The sequence below is a fragment of the Gordonia aurantiaca genome, from assembly GCF_039939235.1.
Classification (GTDB): domain Bacteria; phylum Actinomycetota; class Actinomycetes; order Mycobacteriales; family Mycobacteriaceae; genus Gordonia.
In genome coordinates this window covers 171,604-193,585 of the sequence record NZ_JBDUUF010000001.1, presented here as the reverse complement: position 1 = coordinate 193,585, position 21,982 = coordinate 171,604, and the positions used below count along the sequence as shown (strand labels likewise).

General features: G+C 69.3%; 14 protein-coding genes. 8 read left to right on the top strand and 6 right to left on the bottom strand.

All coding sequences use genetic code 11. The features are described 5' to 3' along the window. Nucleotides 1–15: 15 nt before the first annotated feature. From ABFT43_RS00845 to ABFT43_RS00835, 3 genes are all read right to left on the bottom strand, one after another. Complete coding sequence (locus tag ABFT43_RS00845; RefSeq protein WP_347958516.1) at nucleotides 16–951, bottom strand: oxidoreductase; 936 nt, start codon at nucleotides 949–951, stop codon at nucleotides 16–18. 169 nt (nucleotides 952–1,120) lie between these two features. Further along, the gene (locus ABFT43_RS00840) at nucleotides 1,121–2,476 is read right to left on the bottom strand and encodes a styrene monooxygenase/indole monooxygenase family protein (protein WP_347958515.1); all 1,356 of its coding nucleotides are present in this window, start codon (nucleotides 2,474–2,476) and stop codon (nucleotides 1,121–1,123) included. Between the two features lie 190 nt (nucleotides 2,477–2,666). Further along, nucleotides 2,667–3,221: a dihydrofolate reductase family protein gene (locus ABFT43_RS00835; protein ID WP_347958514.1), complete on the bottom strand. Its 555-nt coding sequence runs from the start codon at nucleotides 3,219–3,221 to the stop codon at nucleotides 2,667–2,669. Nucleotides 3,222–3,382: 161 nt separating this feature from the next. On the opposite strand from ABFT43_RS00835, the gene ABFT43_RS00830 reads away from it, so the two are divergent. Next, entirely contained in the window at nucleotides 3,383–5,698 is a 2,316-nt protein-coding gene (locus ABFT43_RS00830) for an acyltransferase family protein (protein ID WP_347958513.1), read from the top strand. A gap of 85 nt (nucleotides 5,699–5,783) precedes the next feature. Here the strand turns inward: ABFT43_RS00830 and ABFT43_RS00825 are convergent, their stop codons facing one another. After that, the gene (locus ABFT43_RS00825; RefSeq protein WP_347958512.1) at nucleotides 5,784–6,377 is read right to left on the bottom strand and encodes a SanA/YdcF family protein; all 594 of its coding nucleotides are present in this window, start codon (nucleotides 6,375–6,377) and stop codon (nucleotides 5,784–5,786) included. A gap of 196 nt (nucleotides 6,378–6,573) precedes the next feature. Between ABFT43_RS00825 and ABFT43_RS00820 the strand changes: the two genes are divergently transcribed. From ABFT43_RS00820 to ABFT43_RS00795, 6 genes are all read left to right on the top strand, one after another. After that, nucleotides 6,574–7,947, top strand: a complete 1,374-nt coding sequence (locus tag ABFT43_RS00820) for a WS/DGAT/MGAT family O-acyltransferase (protein WP_347958511.1) — start codon at nucleotides 6,574–6,576, stop codon at nucleotides 7,945–7,947. Nucleotides 7,948–8,183: 236 nt separating this feature from the next. Next, complete coding sequence (locus ABFT43_RS00815) at nucleotides 8,184–11,618, top strand: (Fe-S)-binding protein (RefSeq protein WP_347958510.1); 3,435 nt, start codon at nucleotides 8,184–8,186, stop codon at nucleotides 11,616–11,618. Nucleotides 11,619–11,752: 134 nt separating this feature from the next. Continuing rightward, the gene (locus ABFT43_RS00810) at nucleotides 11,753–13,006 is read left to right on the top strand and encodes a pyridoxal phosphate-dependent aminotransferase (protein ID WP_347958509.1); all 1,254 of its coding nucleotides are present in this window, start codon (nucleotides 11,753–11,755) and stop codon (nucleotides 13,004–13,006) included. A gap of 217 nt (nucleotides 13,007–13,223) precedes the next feature. After that, a complete protein-coding gene (locus ABFT43_RS00805; RefSeq protein WP_347958508.1) occupies nucleotides 13,224–15,008 on the top strand; it encodes an SDR family oxidoreductase in 1,785 nt (594 codons plus the stop codon). Beyond that, nucleotides 15,005–15,922 (top strand): metal-dependent hydrolase, encoded by a 918-nt coding sequence (locus tag ABFT43_RS00800; RefSeq protein ID WP_347958507.1) that lies wholly within the window; start codon nucleotides 15,005–15,007, stop codon nucleotides 15,920–15,922. Before ABFT43_RS00805 ends, ABFT43_RS00800 begins: the two co-directional genes overlap by 4 nt. Nucleotides 15,923–15,930: 8 nt before the next feature. Then, nucleotides 15,931–17,058: a PDR/VanB family oxidoreductase gene (locus tag ABFT43_RS00795; protein WP_347958506.1), complete on the top strand. Its 1,128-nt coding sequence runs from the start codon at nucleotides 15,931–15,933 to the stop codon at nucleotides 17,056–17,058. Here ABFT43_RS00795 and ABFT43_RS00790 read toward each other — a convergent pair. Then, nucleotides 17,042–18,676, bottom strand: a complete 1,635-nt coding sequence (locus tag ABFT43_RS00790; RefSeq protein WP_347958505.1) for a DHA2 family efflux MFS transporter permease subunit — start codon at nucleotides 18,674–18,676, stop codon at nucleotides 17,042–17,044. The two genes, ABFT43_RS00795 and ABFT43_RS00790, sit on opposite strands and share 17 nt — an antisense overlap. A 111-nt stretch (nucleotides 18,677–18,787) precedes the next feature. On the opposite strand from ABFT43_RS00790, the gene ABFT43_RS00785 reads away from it, so the two are divergent. Then, nucleotides 18,788–19,366, top strand: coding sequence for a TetR/AcrR family transcriptional regulator (locus ABFT43_RS00785; RefSeq protein WP_347958504.1), 579 nt, complete (start codon nucleotides 18,788–18,790; stop codon nucleotides 19,364–19,366). Nucleotides 19,367–19,402: 36 nt separating this feature from the next. Here the strand turns inward: ABFT43_RS00785 and ABFT43_RS00780 are convergent, their stop codons facing one another. After that, nucleotides 19,403–21,916 carry a hypothetical protein gene (locus tag ABFT43_RS00780; protein WP_347958503.1) on the bottom strand — a complete coding sequence of 838 codons (2,514 nt, stop codon included), beginning with the start codon at nucleotides 21,914–21,916 and terminating at the stop codon, nucleotides 19,403–19,405. Between the last annotated feature and the right edge of the window lie 66 nt (nucleotides 21,917–21,982).

Below are 21,982 nucleotides of genomic sequence, written 5' to 3'. Positions count from 1 at the left end.
ACGTCCGGGCGGCGGTCACGCCTCGAGGTCGAAACCCACCCCGGTGAGTTCTTCGGCGATGCCCCAGAGTTTCTCGGCGACGACCTCGTCCTTGGCCTTCGGCGCCGGCTCGACCAGCATGGGCGGCCCGGCGAGTCCGAGACTGCCCACCGGGCCGTAGTACTGGCCGCCGCTAGCCTTGGGATCGGTCGCCGCACGCAGGATGGGCAGCGCCCCCTCGGGCGGGTCCATGATGAACCGGTCGGTGAGCCAGCGCAGCGACGGCGCATGATAGGCCCACTGGAGGAACTTGTTCTGTTCGCGCATGACGCCGGTCCGCGTGCCACCCGGATGTGCGGCGAGCGAGATCGCCGACGCCCCAGCGACTTTCAGCCGCCGGTCGAGTTCGAAAGCGAACAGCATCTGGGCGAGCTTGGCGCGCGAGTACGCCCCGGCACTGCTGAAGGTGCGGTCCATCCGGAGATCGGAGAAGTCGATGCTGCCGGCACGGTGGGCGTGACTGCCGACCGTCACGATCCGCGCGGCGTCGGCGGCGAGGAGCCGGTCCATCAGCAGGCCGGTCAGCGCGAAGTGGCCGAGGAAGTTGGTGCCGAAGTCCATCTCGAACCCGTCCGGCGTCAGGTCCCGCTGTGCGCGCATCACGCCGGCGTTGTTCACCAGGATGTCGATCTGTCCGAAGCGCCGGCCGATCTCCTCGGCGGCGGAGCGCACGGAGTCCAGGCTGGCGAGGTCTAGTTCGACGACCTCCACCTCGGCGCCCGGCACGCCGGCGACGATGTCGTCGCGGGCCGCGGCCGACGTCTCGGGATTGCGGCAGGCGAGCACCACGGTGGCCCCGAGGGTGGCGAGGCCGCGCGCCGCCTCCTTGCCGATACCCGAATTCGCTCCGGTGACCACGGCCGTCCGCGAGGTCTGCGGAGGTGCGTCGGCCAAGGTCCAACCCGTCTTCACGTACTCCCCCTCTGAGAACCCGGGACATCTTCGACGGTGTAGTTCGTATCACACCTCACGTGACAGAACCGGGGTCGGGTGTCACAGCAGACGCACCCCGACCGCGTCCGAGAGGACACGGCCGGGGTGCGGCTCGACGATGGCAGACCCCTGCCGGGAGGCCGTGCGATCAGACGGTCACGGCCGACGGCGCGGCAGAGAACTCACCGGCCGGCGAGAACCTGGCGATGACCTGATCGTGCGGTTCTCCGGCCACGGCGGTGATGAAGTTCTCGACATCCTCACGGGTCCGCAGACCGAGGAGCGGATTGGGGTCCGACAGCAGGCCGAACAGCGCCTGTGCGACGTCGGGGTTGACCGCGGCGGCCGGAAACGACAACTCCAGGTGGGTCGCGTAGTCGGGATCGCCGAGGAACAGGCGGGTGACCTCGGTGGCGGCGTGACCGCGACGCTCCCAGTGCTTCTCGAACTCCTCGGCCAGCCACTCCGCGGTGAACTCACCGGAGTGCGCCCGGGCGGCCTTGACCAGTTCGGCCACCTGGATGATCGCGTTCTGCGCGCCCTGGCCGGCCACCGGGTCGAAGGAGATGGCGGTGTCGCCGATGGCGGCGACGGGATGTCCGCTCTTGGTGGTGGCCACCGCCTTGCGCACGGTCGGGGTGACCGCGCCCTTGAGCCACGACACCGGGTCGGACTCGACGACCTGCAGCTGCTCGATGACCGGCGCGTCCTCCGGGAAGAACTCGGCGAAGATGCCGGCGATCGCGCGGCGTGCGCCGATCGCGTCGTGAACGTCGTCGATACGTGACGCCCAGGCGCCCGACGGCTTGGCGAAGACGATGAACGAGAACGTCGGGCCGACGTCCTTGTGCAGGAACGGGCCGACGTAGATCTCGCCGTTCTCGCTGTCGAGGTTGAACAGGGAGTGACCCGCGCCCGCGGAGCTGCGGTAGGAGAAGACGTCGGGTCCCGGCTCGACGCCGGTCAGGGTGACCTGCAGCAGGCGGCGCTGCGGCTCGCGGTACTTGGTGCGTGACTCGTCGACCGGGAACAGCGACGACAGGCCGCCCTTGCCGGTCGCGACGAGCGTCAGGTCCGCGGCGCCCGCGATCTCGTCGAGACGGTCGAGGTCGACGGTGGTGACCTCGAAGCGGCCGCCGCGGTCGAGGAAGCGGCCCAGACGGTCGTCGGCGCGCAGGCGCAGGTCGACGGCCGCGGCGACGTAGCCGTACTCGGGGTCGTACTCGAGCACGCGGGTGCGGTCCTCACCCGAACCCGAGTAGAGCCGGGCGCTCATGCCGGTGGTCTTGCCGACCGTGTAGAGGTCCTCGATGATCTCGGCATCCCACTCCTGGGACTTGCCGAAGAGGACGCCGACGCCCGTCGGCGGAACCTTGTTGCGCAGCGAATCGCGATCGCGATCGCTGTAGATGGTGACGTCGAAACCGGCGTCGACGAGGCCGAGTCCCGCGGTGGTCCCGGCCAGGCCGGCTCCGATGATCGCAACGGATCGTCGTGTCGTCATGTATGTCTCCCCTGGTGATCGTGGGCATCGGTGATGCGTCTGGCGGCTGGGAGACAGGGTGCCGGGGCGATCGGTGCGGCTGAAGGGTTAGACGCACCGAGAACGTATTGGTGGCCCGATCGAACGAAGGGGCCACTGCGCGAGCGGGTGGGCACGGACACGGCGAGCCCGATGAGGGCGGTGTGACCGCTCAGGAACGACGCACCCGGTACCGCTCGTAGAGCACCGGGTCGTCGAACACCCGGGTCTCGACGAGATCGAGATCGATCGTCCGGGTGACCGGCGGGAAGAACGGGGTGCCGCCGCCCACGACGACCGGATGGCGGAAGATGCGCAGTTCGTCGACGAGCCCGAGTGCGAGGGCCTGGCCGGCGAGGTCGGCGCCTCCGATCTCGACGTCGGCGTCCGTCGACGCGAGGACGTCGTAGATCTCCTCGGCGAGCGGCCGGGTCGCCAGGCGGGCGTTGCCCTGCACGGAGTGCAGGGTGCGGCTGAACACGACCTTCGGCAGCGCCGTCCAGAGATCGGCGAAGGCGATGCTCGCCGCGTCGTTGCGCATCGCGGGGTCGGTCTCCCAGACCAGCATCGTCTCGTAGAGCCGTCGTCCGAGGATCTCGACGCCGAGCTCTCCGATGCGTTCGGTGTGCAGCGCGAACAGCTCGTCGCTCGGCACGGACCAGTCGAATGCGCCGTCCCGGTCGGCTATGTAACCGTCGGCCGAGACACCCATCGACCAGATCAGCATGATGCAACTCCTCACACCCGGGCGCGACGGCCGTTCCTCGAGCGTACGGCCTTTTCCGAGGTGGGCGCGCGAATCCGCGGAGCCGAGGGGTTCATGTGCATGTGCCGACACCCTCCGCGGCGAGGGCGTCGGGCGACCCGGGACAAGTACCATCGCCGTCTGTGCGTACGACCCATCCCGATGTGCCCCCGGTCGTCGCGACGCCCAACGAGGACGCCGCGACGGGTAACACCTCGGGCTATCGGCTCGACCTCGATGGTCTGCGCGGCATCGCGATCGCCCTGGTAGCGATCTTCCACGTCTGGTTCGGCCGGGTCTCCGGCGGCGTCGACGTATTCCTGACCCTCTCGGGCTATTTCTTCGTCGCCTCGCTGCTCAAGCACGTGCTGGCGACCCAGCCGGCGTCGGTGCCGTGGGGCAAGGCGCTCAACCCGTGGCCGCGTTTCTGGCGCCTGGTCCGCCGTCTCCTGCCGGCGCTGCTGTTGGTGCTGGCCTTCGTCGCGCTGATGGTCGCGCTCGTCATGCCGACGACGCGCTGGGGTCCGCTGGGCGCCGAGCTGCAGGCCAGCGCGCTGTACTACCAGAACTGGTATCTCGCGTTCGAGTCGCAGGACTATGCGGCCGCCGACTCCGCGAACAGCCCGATGCAGCACCTGTGGTCGATGTCGATGCAGGGCCAGTTCTTCCTGCTGACACTGCTCTGCGCCCTGGCACTCGGCGGCATCCTGCGGGCGCTGTCACGGGTGTTCACCGTGCTCGCCCGGCCGAAGGTCGTGCGCGGGATCGTCGGGTTCTCGCTGCTGGCCGTCGCGCTGGTCTCCTTCGCATGGGCCAACTACCGGCACGAGATCAACCAACCGTTCACCTACTACGACACCGTTGCGCGCCTGTGGGAGCCGCTGGCCGGCGGTCTGCTGGCCGTTTGGATGCCGAGGATCGCGCTGTCGGCACGGCTGCGCAACCTGATGGGCCTCGTCGCCCTCGGCCTCATCGTGACCTGCGGCTGGTGGATCGCAGGCGTCCAGGAGTACCCGGCCGCGTGGGCGCTCGTCCCGGTCGGCGCGACGCTGTTGCTCATCTGGTCCGGCTCCCCGGCGACCGCGTCCACCGGCGCGGGCCAGGCGGCCGTGTCGCGCGGTCTGGCCTATCCGCAGCTAGTGTGGCTCGGCTCCATCGCATACGCGCTGTACCTGTGGCACTGGCCGCTGCTGATCTTCTACCTGGCCTGGCGGTACCAGGACGAGGTCTCGTGGCTCGAGGGCACCGGCATCCTCGCCGTGTCCGTGCTCATCGCGTGGCTGACGACCAAGTACGTCGAGGCGCCGTTGCGTGCCGGGTCGGTGAAGCGGAAGAAGGCCGCGGCCGGAGCCGTCGAGGCCGGGAACGCGGACTCGCCGCCGACGTCTGAGGCGTCCGGGGCGTCCGGGGCGTCCGGGGCGTCCGGGGCGGCGGAGACCTCCACGAGCGGCGCGTCGAGGACCCGGATGTCGAAGGCCGGGGCTGCGGAGAAGTCCGGTTTCCAGAACTCCCGCGCCTGGAGGATCACGCTGGTCGCGGTCCTGCTGGTCACCACCATCGCCGCGGGGAGCGCCGCGGTGATCTGGCAGCGCGACGAGGCCAACGCGACGCTCGACACCGCGAACCTCGACCCACGGCTCTACCCCGGCGCCCGCGCCTTCCTAGACGGCGCCCCGGTCCCGAAGGTCCCGGCGCAGCCGAGCCCCCAGGTCGTCGACATGGACTGGCCGATCACGTCGTACGACTCGATCATCAGCGGGTGGAAGGACCCGTCGATCAAGGTCGGATACTACGGCGACGTCAACGCCACGCGAACCATCGCGCTGGTCGGCGGCTCGCATGCCGAGCAGTGGATCACCGCACTCGACGACATCGGCAAGCGCAACCACTTCCGGGTGACCACCTACCTCAAGGTGGGCTGCGCACTCACCACCGAGCACGTCTTCACCTGGTTCGGACAGAAGTACTACCAGTGCAACGACTGGTCTCGCCGGGTCATGGAGCGACTCGCCGAGGACAAGCCGGACTACGTGTTCACGACTTCGACGCGTCCACCCGAGGGCGCCCAGAAGGGCGACCGCGTCCCCAAGGACTACGTCGAGATCTTCTCGCAGTTCCGCGACCGCGGCCAGAAGGTCATCGCCATCCGCGACAACCCGTGGTCGACCGGCAAGCTGAAGCCGCCGGAGTGCCTCGCCAGCGGCCGCAAGCCGGAGGTGTGCGGCGTCTCGCGGGCCCAGGCCCTCGCACCCACCGACCCCGCGCAGGCGATGGCGGACCAGTTCCCGAACATGTCGTTCCTCGACTATTCCGACGCCTTCTGCGACGACGAGTATTGCCCGGCCGTGGTCGGCAACATCCTGGTGTGGCACGACTACCATCACCTGTCGGCGACATTCGTGCGCAGCCTCATCCCCGCGATCGAGACGGACCTGCGGAAGATCACCGGCTGGTGGTGACCTCCCCCGCCGACGGCGCCGATCTGCCGGTGAGCGGCGGGATCCTTTGACGAGCCGTGTGCGGCCGCCATTCCAGCGACCGCGCTCAACCGACCGCGCTCAGGACCGCCCGCGGTCCCGCGAACACCGCCTCGCGAATGTGGTTGCGCACCAACGTCCATGACGGGCAGTCACAGCCGGCGACGACGCCGCGCGCATCGATCCCCGCGTCCCGGCACAGCGCGATGGCCCGGGGCAGGTGGAAGTCCTGCGTCACGATGACCAGCGACCCGACGTCGAACACCTCGCGCGCCCGGCGGCAGCTGGCCGCGGTGTCGAGACCCTCGGGGTCGTCGACGATCACCCCCGACGGCACCCCCTTCGCCTCGAGGTAGGCGCGCATCACCGCCGGTTCATCCCCGGCCTCGTCGGAACCGTTGCCGGAGTTGATGATCCGGCCGATCTTGCCGGTGCGATACAGCTCCACTGCGGTGTCGAGTCGCCCGCGCACGTAGTCACCTGCGGTCCCGTCCGCGTACACCAGGGACCCGAGCACCATCAGCGTCGAGCCGTCGGGCATCTGCTCGTCGTCGACGATGCGGCCCGACGACGCGACGCACAGCCACGTCGCGGCGATCGTGATCCACAGTTCGATGACGATCAGCGCGACCGGCGCGACGAGACGGGCAGCGGACCTCACCCGTACAACCTAGGTGGCCCTTCGCGTTTCGCCCAACGCGACCGCCGGTCCGGGCCGCCTTAGGCGGGCACGGGCCGTCTCACCGCAGGAATGAGACCAATCCACGCCGCTTCCACCCGGGCACGGCGATACTGGAGACACCGCCGCGCTCAGCCCCGACGCGTGAGTGAACACGAACCCGTGAAAGTGGGTGTGCATGCAGTACATGCCGGTGACCTCGTCGATCTTCCTGTTGGCGGAGACGCGCGAACAGCCGATGCACGTCGGGGGACTGCAATTGTTCGTCCCGCGCGCGGGGCAGACGTCGGCGGACCTGGCCGAGGAGGTGATCGAGGCGTTCACCTCGTGCGCCGAGGTCCATCCGCTCTTCCGCAAGCGGCCCGCGCCGCCGGTGACGATGCTGGGCAACTTCGCCTGGACCCACGACGACGAGATCGACTTCGACTATCACGTCCGGCGCACCGTGCTACCGCGTCCGGGCCGGGTCCGCGAGCTGCTGCGCTACGTCTCGCTCAACCACGGCACCCTGCTCGACCGGTTCCGGCCGATGTGGGAGATCCACGTGATCGAGGGCCTCGAGGACGGCCGGGTCGCGATCTACAGCAAGATCCACCATTCGATCGTCGACGGCGTCTCCGCGCTGCGGCTGTTGCAGCGGATGCTCTCGCCCGATCCCGACGACCGGTCCGGCTCCGCGCCCTGGGACCCGGCGCTCGTGGCGAAGCGGCAGCCGAAGCCCGCGCCGTCGCTGCGGTCGAGGGTCTCGTCGCTCGCCGACGCGGGACTCCAGGTCGCCGGCCTGGCGCCCGCGGCCGCGAAGGTCGCCGTCGCCGCGCTGCGGAAACCCGATTTCGTCCCGCCGGTCCCCCGCGCACCGCGCACGATCCTCGACGTCGCGATCGGCAGCGCCCGGCGCTTCGCGGCACAGCAGTGGGAGATCGCCCGGCTCCGCGCGGTGTCGCAGGCCCTGGAGATCACGCTCAACGACGTCGTCGTGGCCATGTGCTCGGGCGCGCTGAGGTCGTACCTGATCGACCAGGACGCCCTGCCCGACAGCCCGCTCATCGCGGCCGTCCCGGTCTCGATGCACACCGACGACGACACCGAGGGCAACGCCGTCACTGCCATCCTCGTCGATCTCGCGACGGACGAGTCCGATCCGGAGCGGCGGCCCCGGCGGATCGTCGCGTCGGCGCGCAGCTCCAAGCACGTCGTCCGCGGGCTGCGGCCGCTGCAGGCCCTCGCGCTCGGCGCCGCGAATTTCGCGCCGCTCGCGTTCGCGACGATCCCGGGCGTCGTGCAGTACGTCCCGCCGCAGTTCAACATCATCATCAGCAACGTGCCCGGGCCGTCGGAGCAGCTGTACTGGAACGGCGCCCGGCTCGACGGCGTCTACCCGGTGTCGATCGCGATGGAGGGGCTGGCGCTGAACATCACCGTCACCAGCACCGCCGACCACGTGAACTTCGGGCTGATCGGCGCCCGCGCCCAGCTCCCGCGCCTCCAGCGCCTGCTCACGCACCTCGACACCGCTCTCGAAGAGCTCGAGAAGGTCGCCCACACCCGGTGACGGATACCCACCAGCGGGACCGGAATGCGATCCCCCACACCCTGACTCGACAGTAAGTTACTCGTGAGTATCATCCTGGGTGGAACAGACCAGCAGGTATTAGGCCAACCTTGCGAGCGCTGCATGAACGTGAGGAATTACGGTTACCTGTAGTACACCGCCCTGCGGGACAGCCCTGCGCACCCTGTGTGCCCCCGCAGAGGCGGACGACCTAGACGAAAGGCCGGTACGCGCCCGTGACAGCCACGACGATTGCCATCGGCACCACCGCTGCGGTGATCAGCCTCTTCTGCTGGTACCTCTTCCTCCGCGGCGTGGTGAAGATGTTCCGCACCATCCGCCTGGGCCAGAAGGTCCCCAGCTCCCGGATCTGGCCGTTCTTCCCGCGCCTGTGGACGATGATCAAGGAGTTCATCGCCCACACCCGCATGGTGAAGTTCCGCTCGGTCGGCTGGGCCCACTGGCTCGTCATGATCGGCTTCATGGGCGGCGCCCTACTGTGGTTCGAGGCCTACGGACAGTCGATCGACCCGGAGTTCCACTGGCCGCTGTTCGGTGACACGTTCGCGTGGCATCTGTGGGACGAGCTACTGGGCATCGGCACCGTGGTCGGCATCCTGGCGCTGATCGCGATCCGCCAGCTGAACCACCCGCGCGTCCCCGAGCGCCTGTCGCGCTTCTCGGGTTCGCGCTTCGGCGCGGCCTACTTCGTCGAGGCCGTCGTCCTCCTCGAGGGCCTGGGCATGATCCTCGTGAAGTCGTCGAAGATCGCGACATATGGGCACTCGAACACCGCATCGGACTTCTTCACCGAGCAGGTCGCCAAGATCCTGCCCGCGTCCCCGACCCTGGTGTCGATCTTCGCGGTGATCAAGCTGATGAGCGGCATGGTGTGGCTGGCCGTGGTCGGCCTCAACACCGACTGGGGCGTGGCATGGCACCGCTTCTCGGCGTTCTTCAACATCTACTTCAAGCGTGAGCCCGACGGCGGCGTCGCCCTCGGCGCGGCCAAGCCGATGATGTCCAACGGCAAGGTCCTCGACATGGAGACCGCCGATCCCGACGTCGACGCCTTCGGCGCGGGCAAGATCGAGGACTTCTCCTGGAAGGCCTGGCTGGACTTCACCACGTGTACCGAGTGTGGCCGCTGCCAGTCGCAGTGCCCGGCGTGGAACACCGGCAAGCCGCTGAGCCCGAAGCTGCTCATCATGTCGCTGCGCGACCACGGCAACGCCAAGGCCCCCTACCTGCTGGCGGGTGGCCGCAAGGACATGGGCGGCGACGAGGTCGGCCTGGTCGACGCCGACGGCAACGTCCTGGAAGACAAGCTCAACGCGATCCCCGCGGCCGCCCGTGCCGAGGCCGCCCGCAAGCTCGTCGGTGAGTCGAAGGGCAGGATCGGGGGCGGCGAGGGCGTCTCGGCCACCGAGGGCGAGTTCGATCCCGAGGATCTCGGTGCGGTCATCGACACCGAGACCCTGTGGAGCTGCACCACCTGTGGTGCCTGCGTCGAGCAGTGCCCCGTCGACATCGAGCACGTCGACCACATCCTCGACATGCGTCGCTACCAGGTCCTGATCGAGTCGGACTTCCCGACCGAGCTGGCCGGTATGTTCAAGAACCTCGAGAACAAGGGCAACCCGTGGGGCCAGAACGCCTCCGCGCGTACCGCCTGGATCGACGAGATGGACATCGACATCCCGGTGTTCGGCAAGGACGTCGAGTCGTTCGAGGGCTTCGAGTACCTGTTCTGGGTCGGTTGTGCCGGCGCCTACGAGGACCGCGCGAAGAAGACCACCAAGGCCGTCGCCGAGCTCCTCGACATGGCCGCGGTGAATTTCCTGGTCCTCGGCGAGGGCGAGACCTGCACCGGCGACTCGGCTCGCCGCGCGGGCAACGAGTTCCTGTTCCAGATGCTGGCACAGCAGAACATCGAGATGCTGGGCGAGGTCTTCTCCACCGCGCCCGAACAGCGCAAGAAGATCGTCGTCACCTGTGCGCACTGCTTCAACGCTCTCGGCAACGAGTACCCGCAGCTGGGCGCCAAGTACGAGGTCGTCCACCACACCCAGCTGCTGAACCGTCTCGTCCGCGAGAAGCGCCTGGTCCCGGTCGCCCCGATCGGCGGCGAGAGCGTGACCTACCACGACCCGTGCTACCTGGGCCGTCACAACAAGGTCTACGACGCCCCGCGTGAGCTGATGGGCGCGTCGGGCTCGACCCTCACCGAGATGCCGCGTCACGGCGAACGGTCCATGTGCTGTGGTGCCGGTGGTGCACGCATGTGGATGGAAGAGCAGATCGGCAAGCGCATCAACATCGACCGGGTCGACGAGGCGCTCGGCACCCTGGGCGCCGGGAGCGCAGCGAGCGGGCCCAATGGGCGCGGGGATACGAGCGGCGAGCAGGTCAAGAAGGTCGCCACCGGCTGCCCGTTCTGCCGCGTCATGCTCACCGACGGCGTCACCGCACGGACCTCCGGCACCGAGTCCGAGGGCAAGGTCGAGGTCGTCGACGTCGCCCAGCTGCTGCTCGAGTCGGTCAAGCGCGGCTCGAACGCCGAGGTCAAGCTCGGTGGCCGCTACCTCGGCCCGCGTCCGGCCGCTCCCGAGCCGGAGCCGGAACCCGAGCCCGAGCCCGTCAAGGCCCCCGCTGCGGCGGCCGCCACGACGACCGAGGCGGCTCCGAAGCCGAAGGTCGGCCTGGGCATGAAGGGCGGCAAGAAGCCGGGCGCCGCGGCCAAGACCGCAGCACCGGCCGAGGGATCGGCCCCCGCCGAGACCGTCGAGAAGAAGCCCGCCGCGAAGGGCTTCGGCATGAAGGGCGGCAAGAAGCCGGGTGCCGCGGCCAAGACCGCCGCGCCGGCCCCGGCCGAGGCCGAGTCGTCGCAGGCCGTCCAGGCCGAGGCGGCGACCTCCGCACCGGCCACCGAGGCGAAGCCGGCCAAGGCGAAGGGCTTCGGCATGGCCGCGGGCAAGAAGCGCCCGGGCGCCAAGTCGACGCCGAACGCGGCCGCCGCCGACGCCGGGGTGACCGCACCGGCCGAGTCCAAGGTCGCCGAGGCCACTTCGGCTCCGGAGGCCGCGCCGACAGCCGACACCGCGTCGGCTGCCACCGCCGCGTCCGCCGCCACCGAGGCGAAGCCGGCCAAGGCGAAGGGCTTCGGCATGGCCGCGGGCAAGAAGCGCCCGGGCGGCATCGGCAAGGCCACTCCGAGGCCGGCCGCCGAGACCGCTGCTCCGGCGGCACCGGCCGAGGCCGCCCAGGCAGAGGCCCCCGCCCGGGCAGAGGCTCCGGCTCCCGCGGAGACCCCATCGGACGCCGGTTCGGCCACCGCGGTGACCGAGGCGAAGCCGGCCAAGGCGAAGGGCTTCGGCATGGCCGCGGGCAAGAAGCGCCCGGGCGGCATCGGCAAGGCCGCTCCGAGGCCGGCCGCCGAGACCGCTGCTCCGGCGGCACCGGCCGAGGCCGCCCAGGCAGAGGCCCCCGCCCAGGCAGAGACTCCGGAACCCGAGGCCCCGGCCGCGGAGGCTCCCGCCACCGAGGCCCCGGCCCCGGCCGCGCCGTCGAACAACGGCTCGGGTGACTCGCGCACCATCACCGAGACCGGTGCGTCGAGGGCCAAGGGCTTCGGCATCGCCGCGGGCAAGAAGCGGCCCGGCCACAAGTAGTCGCCTACCGTGACACGAAAACGGGCCCCGACCACACGGTCGGGGCCCGTTTTCGTGTCCGAATCGGGTGTGACCAGCGTCGCTGCACCAGCACCGCCGAAAACGCATTTGCGCCGGGCTGCGACAATCGACTCGTGAGTAGGCCCCATGTTTCGCATATAAACCTCAATCTCAAGCCGCTGGACCAGTCGCTCAAGCTGCAGAACGTCTGTTACGAGATCCGCGGTCCGGTGCACGAGCACGCGCAGCGGCTCGAGGCGGAGGGCCACCGGATCCTCAAGCTGAACATCGGCAATCCCGCCCTCTTCGGCTTCGAGGCCCCCGACGTGATCATGCGCGACATGATCCACGCGCTCCCCTACTCACAGGGATACTCGGAGTCCGCGGGTGTGCTGTCGGCGCGGCGCGCGGTGGTGACGCGCTACGAGCTCATCCCCGACTTCCCGTACTTCGACGTCGACGACGTCATCCTGGGCAACGGCGTCTCCGAGCTCATCACGATGACGATGCAGGCACTGCTGAACGACGGCGACGAGGTGCTGATTCCGGCTCCGGACTATCCGCTGTGGACGGCGATGACCTCACTCGCCGGCGGAACCCCCGTCCACTACCGCTGCGACGAGGCCAATGACTGGAACCCCGACATCGCCGACATCGAGTCGAAGATCACCGATCGCACCAAGGCGATAGTGGTCATCAACCCGAACAACCCGACGGGTGCGGTCTACTCACGCGAGGTCCTCGAGCAGATCGTCGAGTTGGCGCGGCGGCATTCGCTGCTGATCCTTGCCGACGAGATCTACGACAAGATCCTCTACGACGACGCGAAGCACATCAACATCGCGTCGCTGGCACCCGATCTGCTGGTGCTGACGTTCAACGGCCTGTCCAAGGCGTACCGCGTGTGCGGTTACCGCGCCGGCTGGGTGGTGTTCACCGGCCCGAAGGACCACGCCAAGGGATTCCTCGAGGGTATGAACATCCTCGCCTCCACCCGTCTGTGCGCGAACGTGCCGGGCCAGCACGCGATCCAGGTGGCCCTCGGCGGCTACCAATCGATCGAGGCGTTGGTGTCGCCGGGCGGGCGGCTCTACGAACAGCGCAACGTCACCTGGGAGAAGCTCAACGAGATCCCCGGCGTCAGTTGCGTGAAGCCGATGGGCGCACTCTACGCGTTCCCGCGCCTCGACCCCGAGGTCCACGAGATCCACAACGACGAACTGTTCGTCCAGGACCTGTTGCTGCAGGAGAAGATCCTCGTGGTGCAGGGTTCGGGCTTCAACCTCGACGACACCAATCACTTCCGCATCGTCACGCTGCCATGGTCGCGCGACCTCTCCGATGCAATCGAGCGGATCGGCAATTTCCTGTCGTCGTACCGACAGTAGGTCCCGCGCACCGGCCGCAATTGCCGCGCGGCCGCCGAAACAGCCGTTGCGCGCGGATTCCACGAAGGCCTGCCACACCACCGCGAAGGACCCGGGCTCCATCGGAGACGGGTCCTTCGCGCATCCGGCCCGGAAATCGCCTCCCCGCAGGGTCTGGACTTTCGTGTAACCGTTGGTAACGTGTATCTCCATCGGGGGATACAACGAGGTGACACTGATGGCTGAACAGGCACAACAGGTTCGTCCGGACTGGCGTCGGGGATCGGTGACCAGTGACGGCGTGCGGCTGGCGACCTTCGAACTCGGCGACTCGTCGAATCCGACGGTCCTGCTCGTGCACGGCTGGCCCGACACCCATCACCTGTGGACCCACGTCGCCCCACGGCTGGCGGAGGAGTACCACGTCGTCGCGTACGACTGTCGCGGGTTCGGGGAGAGCGACCGCCCGCGCGGGGTGAAGCCCTATCGGCTGAGCGAACTCGCCGACGACCTGTTCGCCGTCGCCGAGGCGGTCAGCCCCGACGCCCCGGTGCACGTGGTCGGCCACGACTGGGGATCGGTGCAGGCGTGGGAGGCGGTGAGCCGCCCGCGGGCGCACACGCGGATCGCATCGTTCGTCTCGGTGTCCGGGCCCAACCTCGACCATCTGGGCCGAATGCTCCACGACGGTGTCGCCCGACCGACGCCGCATGATCTGCGAACCATTGCGACACAATCACTCTCGTCGTCGTACACCGGACTCTTCCAGCTTCCGGTGCTGCCGAACATCCTGCTGACCGCGATGGGCGCCCCCGCGGCGTGGAAGCGGTTCCTGCGGACGGTCGAGGGCACGCCGCCGGAGAACGTCGTCGTCGCCGACACGCTGCGGCGCGACATGATCTCCGGACTCGCCCTGTACCGGGCCAACATCCGGCAGAAACTGAGCCACCCGAACCCCCGGATCACGACCGTCCCGGTGCTGCAGGTGGTCAACGAGCGTGACATCGCACTGCGGCCCGCGATCTACGAGAACACCCCGACCTACGCGTCCAAGCTGTGGCGCCGCGACACCCCGACCGGCCACTGGTTGCCGTACACGCATCCGGCGTACCTGACCGAGGTCGTCTCGGACTTCCTTGCGGCGCAGTCCGAGACCGCCGAGACACCGGCGTCGGTCGAGCGGGCCCGGGTGTTCGCCGCGCCGCGTCGCCTCGCCGGCAAGCTGGTCGTGATCACCGGTGCCGGCAGCGGGATCGGCCGGGAGACCGCGCTGGCCCTGGCCGAACGCGGATGCGAGCTGGTGCTCGCCGACCTCAGACCGGAGACCGCCGAACAGACCGCGCAGGCCTGCAAGTCGGCCGGGGCATCCGCGCACGCCTACGAGCTCGACGTGGCCGACACCGAGGCGTTCGTCGCATTCGCCGCCACCGTGCGCGAGCGGCACGGCGTCCCCGACATCGTGGTCAACAACGCGGGGATCGCTGTCGCCGGTGCCGCGCTCGACGCCACCGACGAGCAGGTCGACCGGCTCTTCGACGTCAACCTGCGCGGCGTCGTCACCGGAAGCCGCGAATTCGGACGACAGATGGTCGAACGCGGTGTCGGCGGACACATCGTCAACATCTCCTCGGCCGCGGCGTTCACGCCGTCGCGCAGCCTCGGCCTGTACTCCGCGTCGAAGGCGGGCGTACTGCTGTTCTCAGAGTCGCTGCGGGCCGAACTCGCCGAGCACCGCATCGGCGTCACCGCGATCTGTCCGGGCATCGTGGACACGAACATCGTGTCGTCGACGCCGATCGCTGGACTCGACCCGGAAACCGAACGGAGCCAACGGGATCGGTTGGACAACTTCTACAAGCGCCGTGGCTTCGGCCCCGACCGGGTCGCCGCCGAGATCGTCTCGGCCATCGAGCACAACAAGGCCGTCGTCCCGGTGACCCCCGAGGCCAAGGTCGGTTATCGCGTCTATCGGTTCGCGCCGTGGCTGTCACGCATCGGCGCCCGACGGAAGGTGGCCGGATGAATATCGCCGAATCCCACATCGACACAACGATCCCCGCGGTCCTCGACGAGTCCGACCCGGGTCCGGTCGAGCTGCACGCACGCAACGTGGCCTTCGACTGGACCGGCGTCCCGCTGCACTGGATTCCGGGGCACCCGGTGGCGTCGAACTTCATCAGCGTGCTGAATCTGCTCCTCCCCGAGGGAGAACGCTGGTTCGTCCAGACCTACAACGAAGCCCTCCCGCTGGTCGCCGACGCAGAACTCGCCGCCCGGATGCGCGGTTTCATCGGACAGGAGGCCATGCACGCCGAGGCGCACGATCACGTGCTGTGGGAGTTCCTCGACCATCACGGCATCGACCCGCGCCCGTACCAGCTGCAGATGGAATGGATCTTCCGCAAGGTCCTCGGACCGGCGACGAAGGGCAGCCCGGCGGCGCGACGCAAGCACCTCATCGAACGGTTGTGGCTCATCGCCGCGCTCGAGCACTACACCGCCGTCCTGGGTGACTTCGCGTTGAACAACAGGTGGCTCGAGGCCGGCGCCCATCCGATGATGGCCGACCTGTTCATGTGGCACGGTGCCGAAGAGGTCGAGCACCGTGCGGTGGCGCACGACGTCGCCGCCTACTTCGGCGACAGCTATCTGCGCCGCGGACGCGCGATGCTGCTGGTGCTGCCGATCCTGCTGTTCCTGGTGCAGCGCGGCTACCGCTTCATCATGAAACAGGACACGTCGGTGTCCTACAACTACTTCCAGAAGAAGTGGCAGTACCACCGCGGGGTGAGGGCGAAGCTCCTACCGCGGATCAGCACCGTCGTCCTCTCCACCTTCAGCTACTTCCGTCCCGGCTTCCGGCCGGAGGAGATCGGCAACACCGCGCAGGCCGTCGCCTACCTGGCGAAGTCGCCTGCGGCCCGCAACGCCGCATGAGGATCGCGATGAACCAACGCGCACATCCCCATTCGACACCCCTCACCGCTCCCCCGCCCCATCTGTACGGGCGGTGGAAGCGCGATCCACTCCTGACGGTGGGCACCGCGGTCATGCGGGCGTGGTTCCCGGCGTGGCGTCCGCTGGCACCGTTGCGGCCGACACCGGTCGACGACGGCATCACAAGGGTGCGGATCGTCGGCCGCGAGGTCGTCGCCCAGGACGAGAACGTCATCGCGCTGACCCTGGCCGCCGCCGAGGGGGACACGCTGCCGCCGTGGCGCGCCGGTGCGCACATCGACCTCCTCCTGCCGTCGGGCCGGATGCGGGAGTACTCGCTGTGCGGTGATCCCGCCGACCGCGACCGGTATCGGATCGCGGTGCGGCGTATCCCCGATGGCGGTGGCGGGTCGATCGAGGTCCACGACGCCCTGCGGGTCGGGGACATACTCTCGATCAAGGGGCCGCGCAACGCCTTTCCGCTCGCAGTCCCGGGACACGGGTCTCCGGCGCGCCGAATCCGGTTTGTCGCGGCGGGGATCGGCATCACCCCGATCCTGCCGATGGTGACCGTGGCCGAGCGTTTGGGCCTCGACTGGTCGATGATCTACACCGGCCGCAGCACGGAGTCGATCCCGTTCCTCGACGAGGTGGCGCGGTTCGGTGATCGGATCACCATCCGCACCGACGACGTGCACGGACTGCCGACGATGACCGAACTGGTCGGGCCGGTCCCGGACCGCGACGCCGACCTCGCCGTGTACTGCTGCGGCCCGGTGCCGATGCTGGAGAGCCTGCGTCGGCATCTGGCCGACCGCAACGACATCGAGCTGCACTACGAGCGGTTCAGTCCGCCGCCGGTGGAGGACGGATCGCCGTTCACCGTCACCCTGGCCTCGACAGGCGAGCGGGTGGAGGTGGCCGCCGACGAGTCGGCGTTGGCCGCGATCCGTCGGATCCGGCCGTCGGTGCCCTACTCCTGTCGGCAGGGGTTCTGCGGAACGTGCAAGGTCAGGACGTTGTCCGGCGACATCGATCACCGGGACAACATCCTCACCGAGCCCGAACGCGAGGCCGGCATCATGCTGACCTGCGTGTCACGGAGTGCGGGCGGGAACCTCACCCTCGATCTCTGAGGCCGATCTCCGAGGCGGCGGGAGCGAGGACGACCATCTCGTCGACGACGGTTGCACCGTCCTTCTCGGATGCGCCCGAACCCGAATCGACCTGATCCGCGTGGCGTCCGGCACCGGCCCCCCGGAGCAGGAACAGCGCCGACACGCCGGCCGCCGCGGTGATCGCCACGGCCGCCCACACCGCGTCGTGCAGTCCCTCCATGAAGACCTCCTGGACCGCGACCCGCACAGCGTCCCCGAGTGCGCCGGGCAGAACTCGGGCCACCTCGACACCGGCCATCACCGACTGCTCGGCGATCTCGACCGCCTCACGGGGCATCCCGCTGCCGGACAGTCGGTCTGCGATGCCCGCGACATAGGTCGAGGTGAGGATCGAACCGAGCACCGCGACGCCGAGGGTGCCGCCGATCTCACGGGTGGTGTCGTTGACCGCGCTGCCCGCGCCCGCCTGCTCCGGACGCAGGGCATCCATGATGAGCTGCGTGCACGGACCGGAGATGAACGCCAGCCCGGCGGCCATCAGCGACATCGCCCAGATGATCAGCTGCCAGTATCCCGAGTCCCGCGCGGAGAGTTCGACCAGCGCGAACCCTCCCGACATCAGGAACGCACCGACGACCGCGACATACCGCGGCCCGAATCGATGGGACAAGATCATCGCGACCGGGGACAGCGCCGCCATGACGATCGCGAACGGCAACGTCCGCACGCCCGCCGCCAGCGGCCCGTAGCCCTTGACCGCCTGGAAGAACTGGGTGATCAGGAAGATGAAACCGAACAGCGCGAAGAACGCGATGCTGATCATCCCGGCGGCCGTCGCGAACCGCCGGTTCGCGAACAGTCGGACGTCGAGGATCGGATGGGCGATCCGCAACTGGGTGATCACGAAGACCGTCATGATCGCCAGCGCCGCGAGGATTCCGACGACCGTGCGCGCCTCCCCCCAACCGACATGCGGGGCCTCGATCAGGGTGTAGGTGAGCAGGCCGAGCCCGGCCACCGACAAAGCCACGCCCGCGATGTCGAAGCGCGGCACCGCGAGTGGCCGCGTTCCGGGAACCACCGCCAGGATCGCGGCGAGCGTCGCCAGCCCGAACGGGATGTTCACCCAGAACACCGATGTCCACGAGAAGTGCTCGAGGAGCCAGCCGCCCAGCACGGGTCCGATGGCGACCGCGACACCCGAGGTCGCCGCCCAGATCCCGACCGCTGCCGAACGTTCCTTGGCGTCGGTGAAGATCGAGGTGATGATCGCCAGCGTCGCCGGGAAGACGAGCGCGGCGAACAGACCCAGACCACCGCGTGCGGCGATCAGTTGCTCGAGGTTCTGCGCCGACGCGGCCAGCGCCGACACGGCCATGAACCCCACGACACCGGTGATGAGCATGCGCCGGTGCCCGAACCGGTCTCCGAGATAGCCGCCGGTCAGCAGCAGGCCCGCGAAGACCAGCGTGTACGCGTCGACGATCCACTGCAGGCCAGAGATCCCGGCATCGAGATCACGGGCGAGCGTCGGGAGCGCGACGTTGACGATCGTGTTGTCGATCATCACGAGAAGTTCGGCGAAGCTGAGCGCGCCGAGCGCCCACCAGCGTGCCGCTGTGTTTGCAGTACGCATCGGCATCCTCCTGTCTGTGAAGTGGAGATTCTTCGGATGTTTAGAACGCCGTGCCACAGTTATAGAACAACGTTCTACCCAAGAAGAACACTGTTCTAGTACGTTGTCAATATGTCCCCTGCGAAACCGCGCACCCGCACGTCCGCCGCCGAAGTCCGTTCCGCCCTCCTCCGCGCCGGACGCACCATCCTCGAGCGCGACGGCGAGGCCGGGCTGACCGTGCGGGCGGTCGCCGCGGAGGCGAAGGTCGCGCCGATGGGGGTCTACAACCACTTCGACGGCCGGGACGGGCTACTGGACGCACTGGTCACCGACGGATATGCCGAGCTCGCGCGCGCCGTCGCGAACACCGACGCCGACGCGGCCACACGCCTGCGGAACTCCGGTCGCGGATACCGCCGGTTCGCTCTCGGCAGCCCGGTGATCTACGGATTGATGTTCTCCGCACAATGCAAGCCCGACATCGAGGTCGCGGCGCACGCGTTCGACGTGCTCGTCGACGTCATCCGTTACGGCCAGGTCGCCGGAGTGGTCCTCGAGGGCGATCCGGTCGCACTCGCCATGCAGACGTGGGCCGCGGTGCACGGGGCGGTGAGCCTGGAACTCACCGGGGCGCTGCACCCTGCGGTCGATCCGGAGCAGAACTACGAAAACGTGCTGGACTTCGTGGCACGGGCGCTGCGGCCGTGACCGCCAGACCCGCGAAAGTCGTTGTGCACCTTGAGGTCAGGGCAGGACGATCGGCGGGAGACCCGGGATCGGATTCGGGATGGTGACACCGCGCTGCGGGCGTTGCTGGCGTGGCCGCGGTCGAGGTGCGGGCGCCGGCGCGTCGGCGGTCTCGGGCGGCGGAGGCGGCGGCGTGTATCGCCGGGCGGGTTGCCGGGCCTCGGCGTAGATGGCCGGATCCGCATACTCGGGGCCGGTGGATGTCGCGGTCGTCCGCGGTGCCGGCGAGGCGACGGGCTCCGTTGCGTCGTCGGACACCGCCAGCACCACGGCGACACCGATGACCGCGAGTGCGCACGCCAGCGCCAGGGCGACGAGCGCACGCTTGAGCTTGCGACCCTCGCGAGCTGCCGGTCGTGACGCCGGGTCCCGCGTTCCCTCGGGAATCTCCTCGTGGACACCGGGACCGAAGTCCACCGGCGACACCGACACCCGTTCGCCCGGACGCTCGGCGACCCGGCTGTCGACGAGCGGAAAGTCCTGTGCCGGTGGCGGTTCGGACCGCTCGTCGAACGAGGCAGTCGCCGCCACCACGGGAGGCCCGGGTCGGAGCGCCCTGTCGGTTCCGACCTCGGAGGTGTACGCGGTGAGCGCGCCGAATGCGGTGACGGGCTGTGCCGCAGCGGTTTCTGGGTGCGCGGTTTCTGGGTGCGCGGTTTCTGGGTGCGCGGGCTCTGGGTGCGCGGTTTCTGGGTGCGCGGTTTCTGGGTGCGCGGTTTCTGGGTGCGCGAGCTCTGACCGGGCCGGATCCGACTGCACGAGTTCCGACTGGACTGGTTCCGGCCGGGCTGGTTCCGGCTGGGCTGGTTCTGGCTGCACGGGTTCTGGCTGCACGGGTTCTGGCTGCACGGATCGCTCGACGACGTCGACGGCCGGGAAGTCCGCCGAACCGACGGGAACGCTGCCGAGACCGGGCCCGACCAGTGGGGTCGCGAACTCGACGGTGTCGGTGAGGTCGGGGTTCGGCGTGCGCGCCCGAGCGATCGGCTCCGGAACCAGCGGATCGCAGGTCATCGACCCAGGGATCATCGACTCAGGGATCATCGACTCAGGGGCGGTCGGCCGGGAGTCGGCCGGTACCGGTTCGGCCTGCGCCGGTTCAGCGGCGACGGCGTGGGCGGCGTGGGCGGCAGAGGTCTCGGAGGAGACAGGAGAGTCGGAAGAGTCGGGGGTGTCGGCGGGCGACGGTGCGGGAACGGTCGGGCGGGCGTCGGTCGGCACCGACTCGGCCCTATCCCGATCGGCCGGTTCCCCGTCGGCTGCGTCCGGTTCCACCGGCGTCACCACATCCGCCTCGACCACACCCGGCGCAGCATCCGCCGACCCCCCAGCAGTCGGCGCAGCACCCGAACCGGCGGCACCGGTCTGCACAGCATCGGTCGGCACGGCACCGGTCGGCACGGCATCGGTCGGCACGGCATCGGTCGGCACGCTGTCACCCGACCCCGCACCGGCCGTTACGACACCGACCTGCACGGCACCGGTCGCCTCCACGTCCGACTCCCCCGGGGCCGGCTCCGGTGCGGTGCCACCCAGCGCCGCGTCTGCCGGGGCGCCCTGAGCCGACTCCCCGGTACGCGAACCGTCGACCGGAGATCGCCCGGCATCGACCGCTGCGCCGGGAGAATCGGGTACCGCAGGACTCGGTGCGTGCGAGTCCGGTTCGGCCGCAACATCGTCGGTCCGCACGGCATCGGTGGGCGCGGCAACCGCACGTACCGCCGGTTCGGCCGGCGCGTGCGCCGCGTCGGCCACGGATTCGGCGCGGTCCGCCACCTCGACCCGGCCCGCGTTCTCCGCATCGGCGCCCGCATCCGGGGCGGCCACCGTAGGGGCGACCTCCGTCGGGGTGTTTGCGCCCGAGGTGTTCTCCGCGGCCACAACCGGCGCCGCCCCGCCGGGACGCCCTCGGCCATCCCATTCCACGTCGATGACCGGTACCCGGACTGTGCGTGCGATGTGGTCGCGGAGCCCTGGCCAGACACCGACCGAGTGAGTTATGACGACCGCGGGCGCCGCGGTTCCGGCGACCGCGGCACGGGCGAGCTCCTCGGCGCGTGCGATGAGTGCCGACCCCGCCTCCATGACGTCGCGTCGGGTCACGCGGATGAGACGGATGTGGCGGCTGCCCATCAGAAACGTGCCCTCGGCGTCCTGCAGACGTGCACGCCCGCGGGCGATGAGGTCGAGGAGTTCGGCCTGCCACTCCGGGGTCTCGGGCGCTGCGACGCGGCCGATGCGAATCAAGTGGTCGGCGACGACCCGGTCGAGCGCATCGAGCGCGAGCGCCGGATCGGCGTAGATGTCCGCGACCACCCCACGCGACAGTTCGAGACGCCCGACCGACACCCGCGAATCGGGACCGAGTCCGAGCAGCACGACCTGCCCGTCGTCGGCCAGCGCGCGGTGCCGCATTTTGGTCCGCACGTCGTCGACAACAGCCGCGTCGAGCACGACCTCCGCCGCAACAGAGGCGGCCCCCGAGGCCGAATCGGCCACCGTATCGGTCATCAGATGGTTCCTGCACTTGTCGTGCACCTCGCCCAGCACGCCCCCACGGCGAGAAGGTGCCCCCGT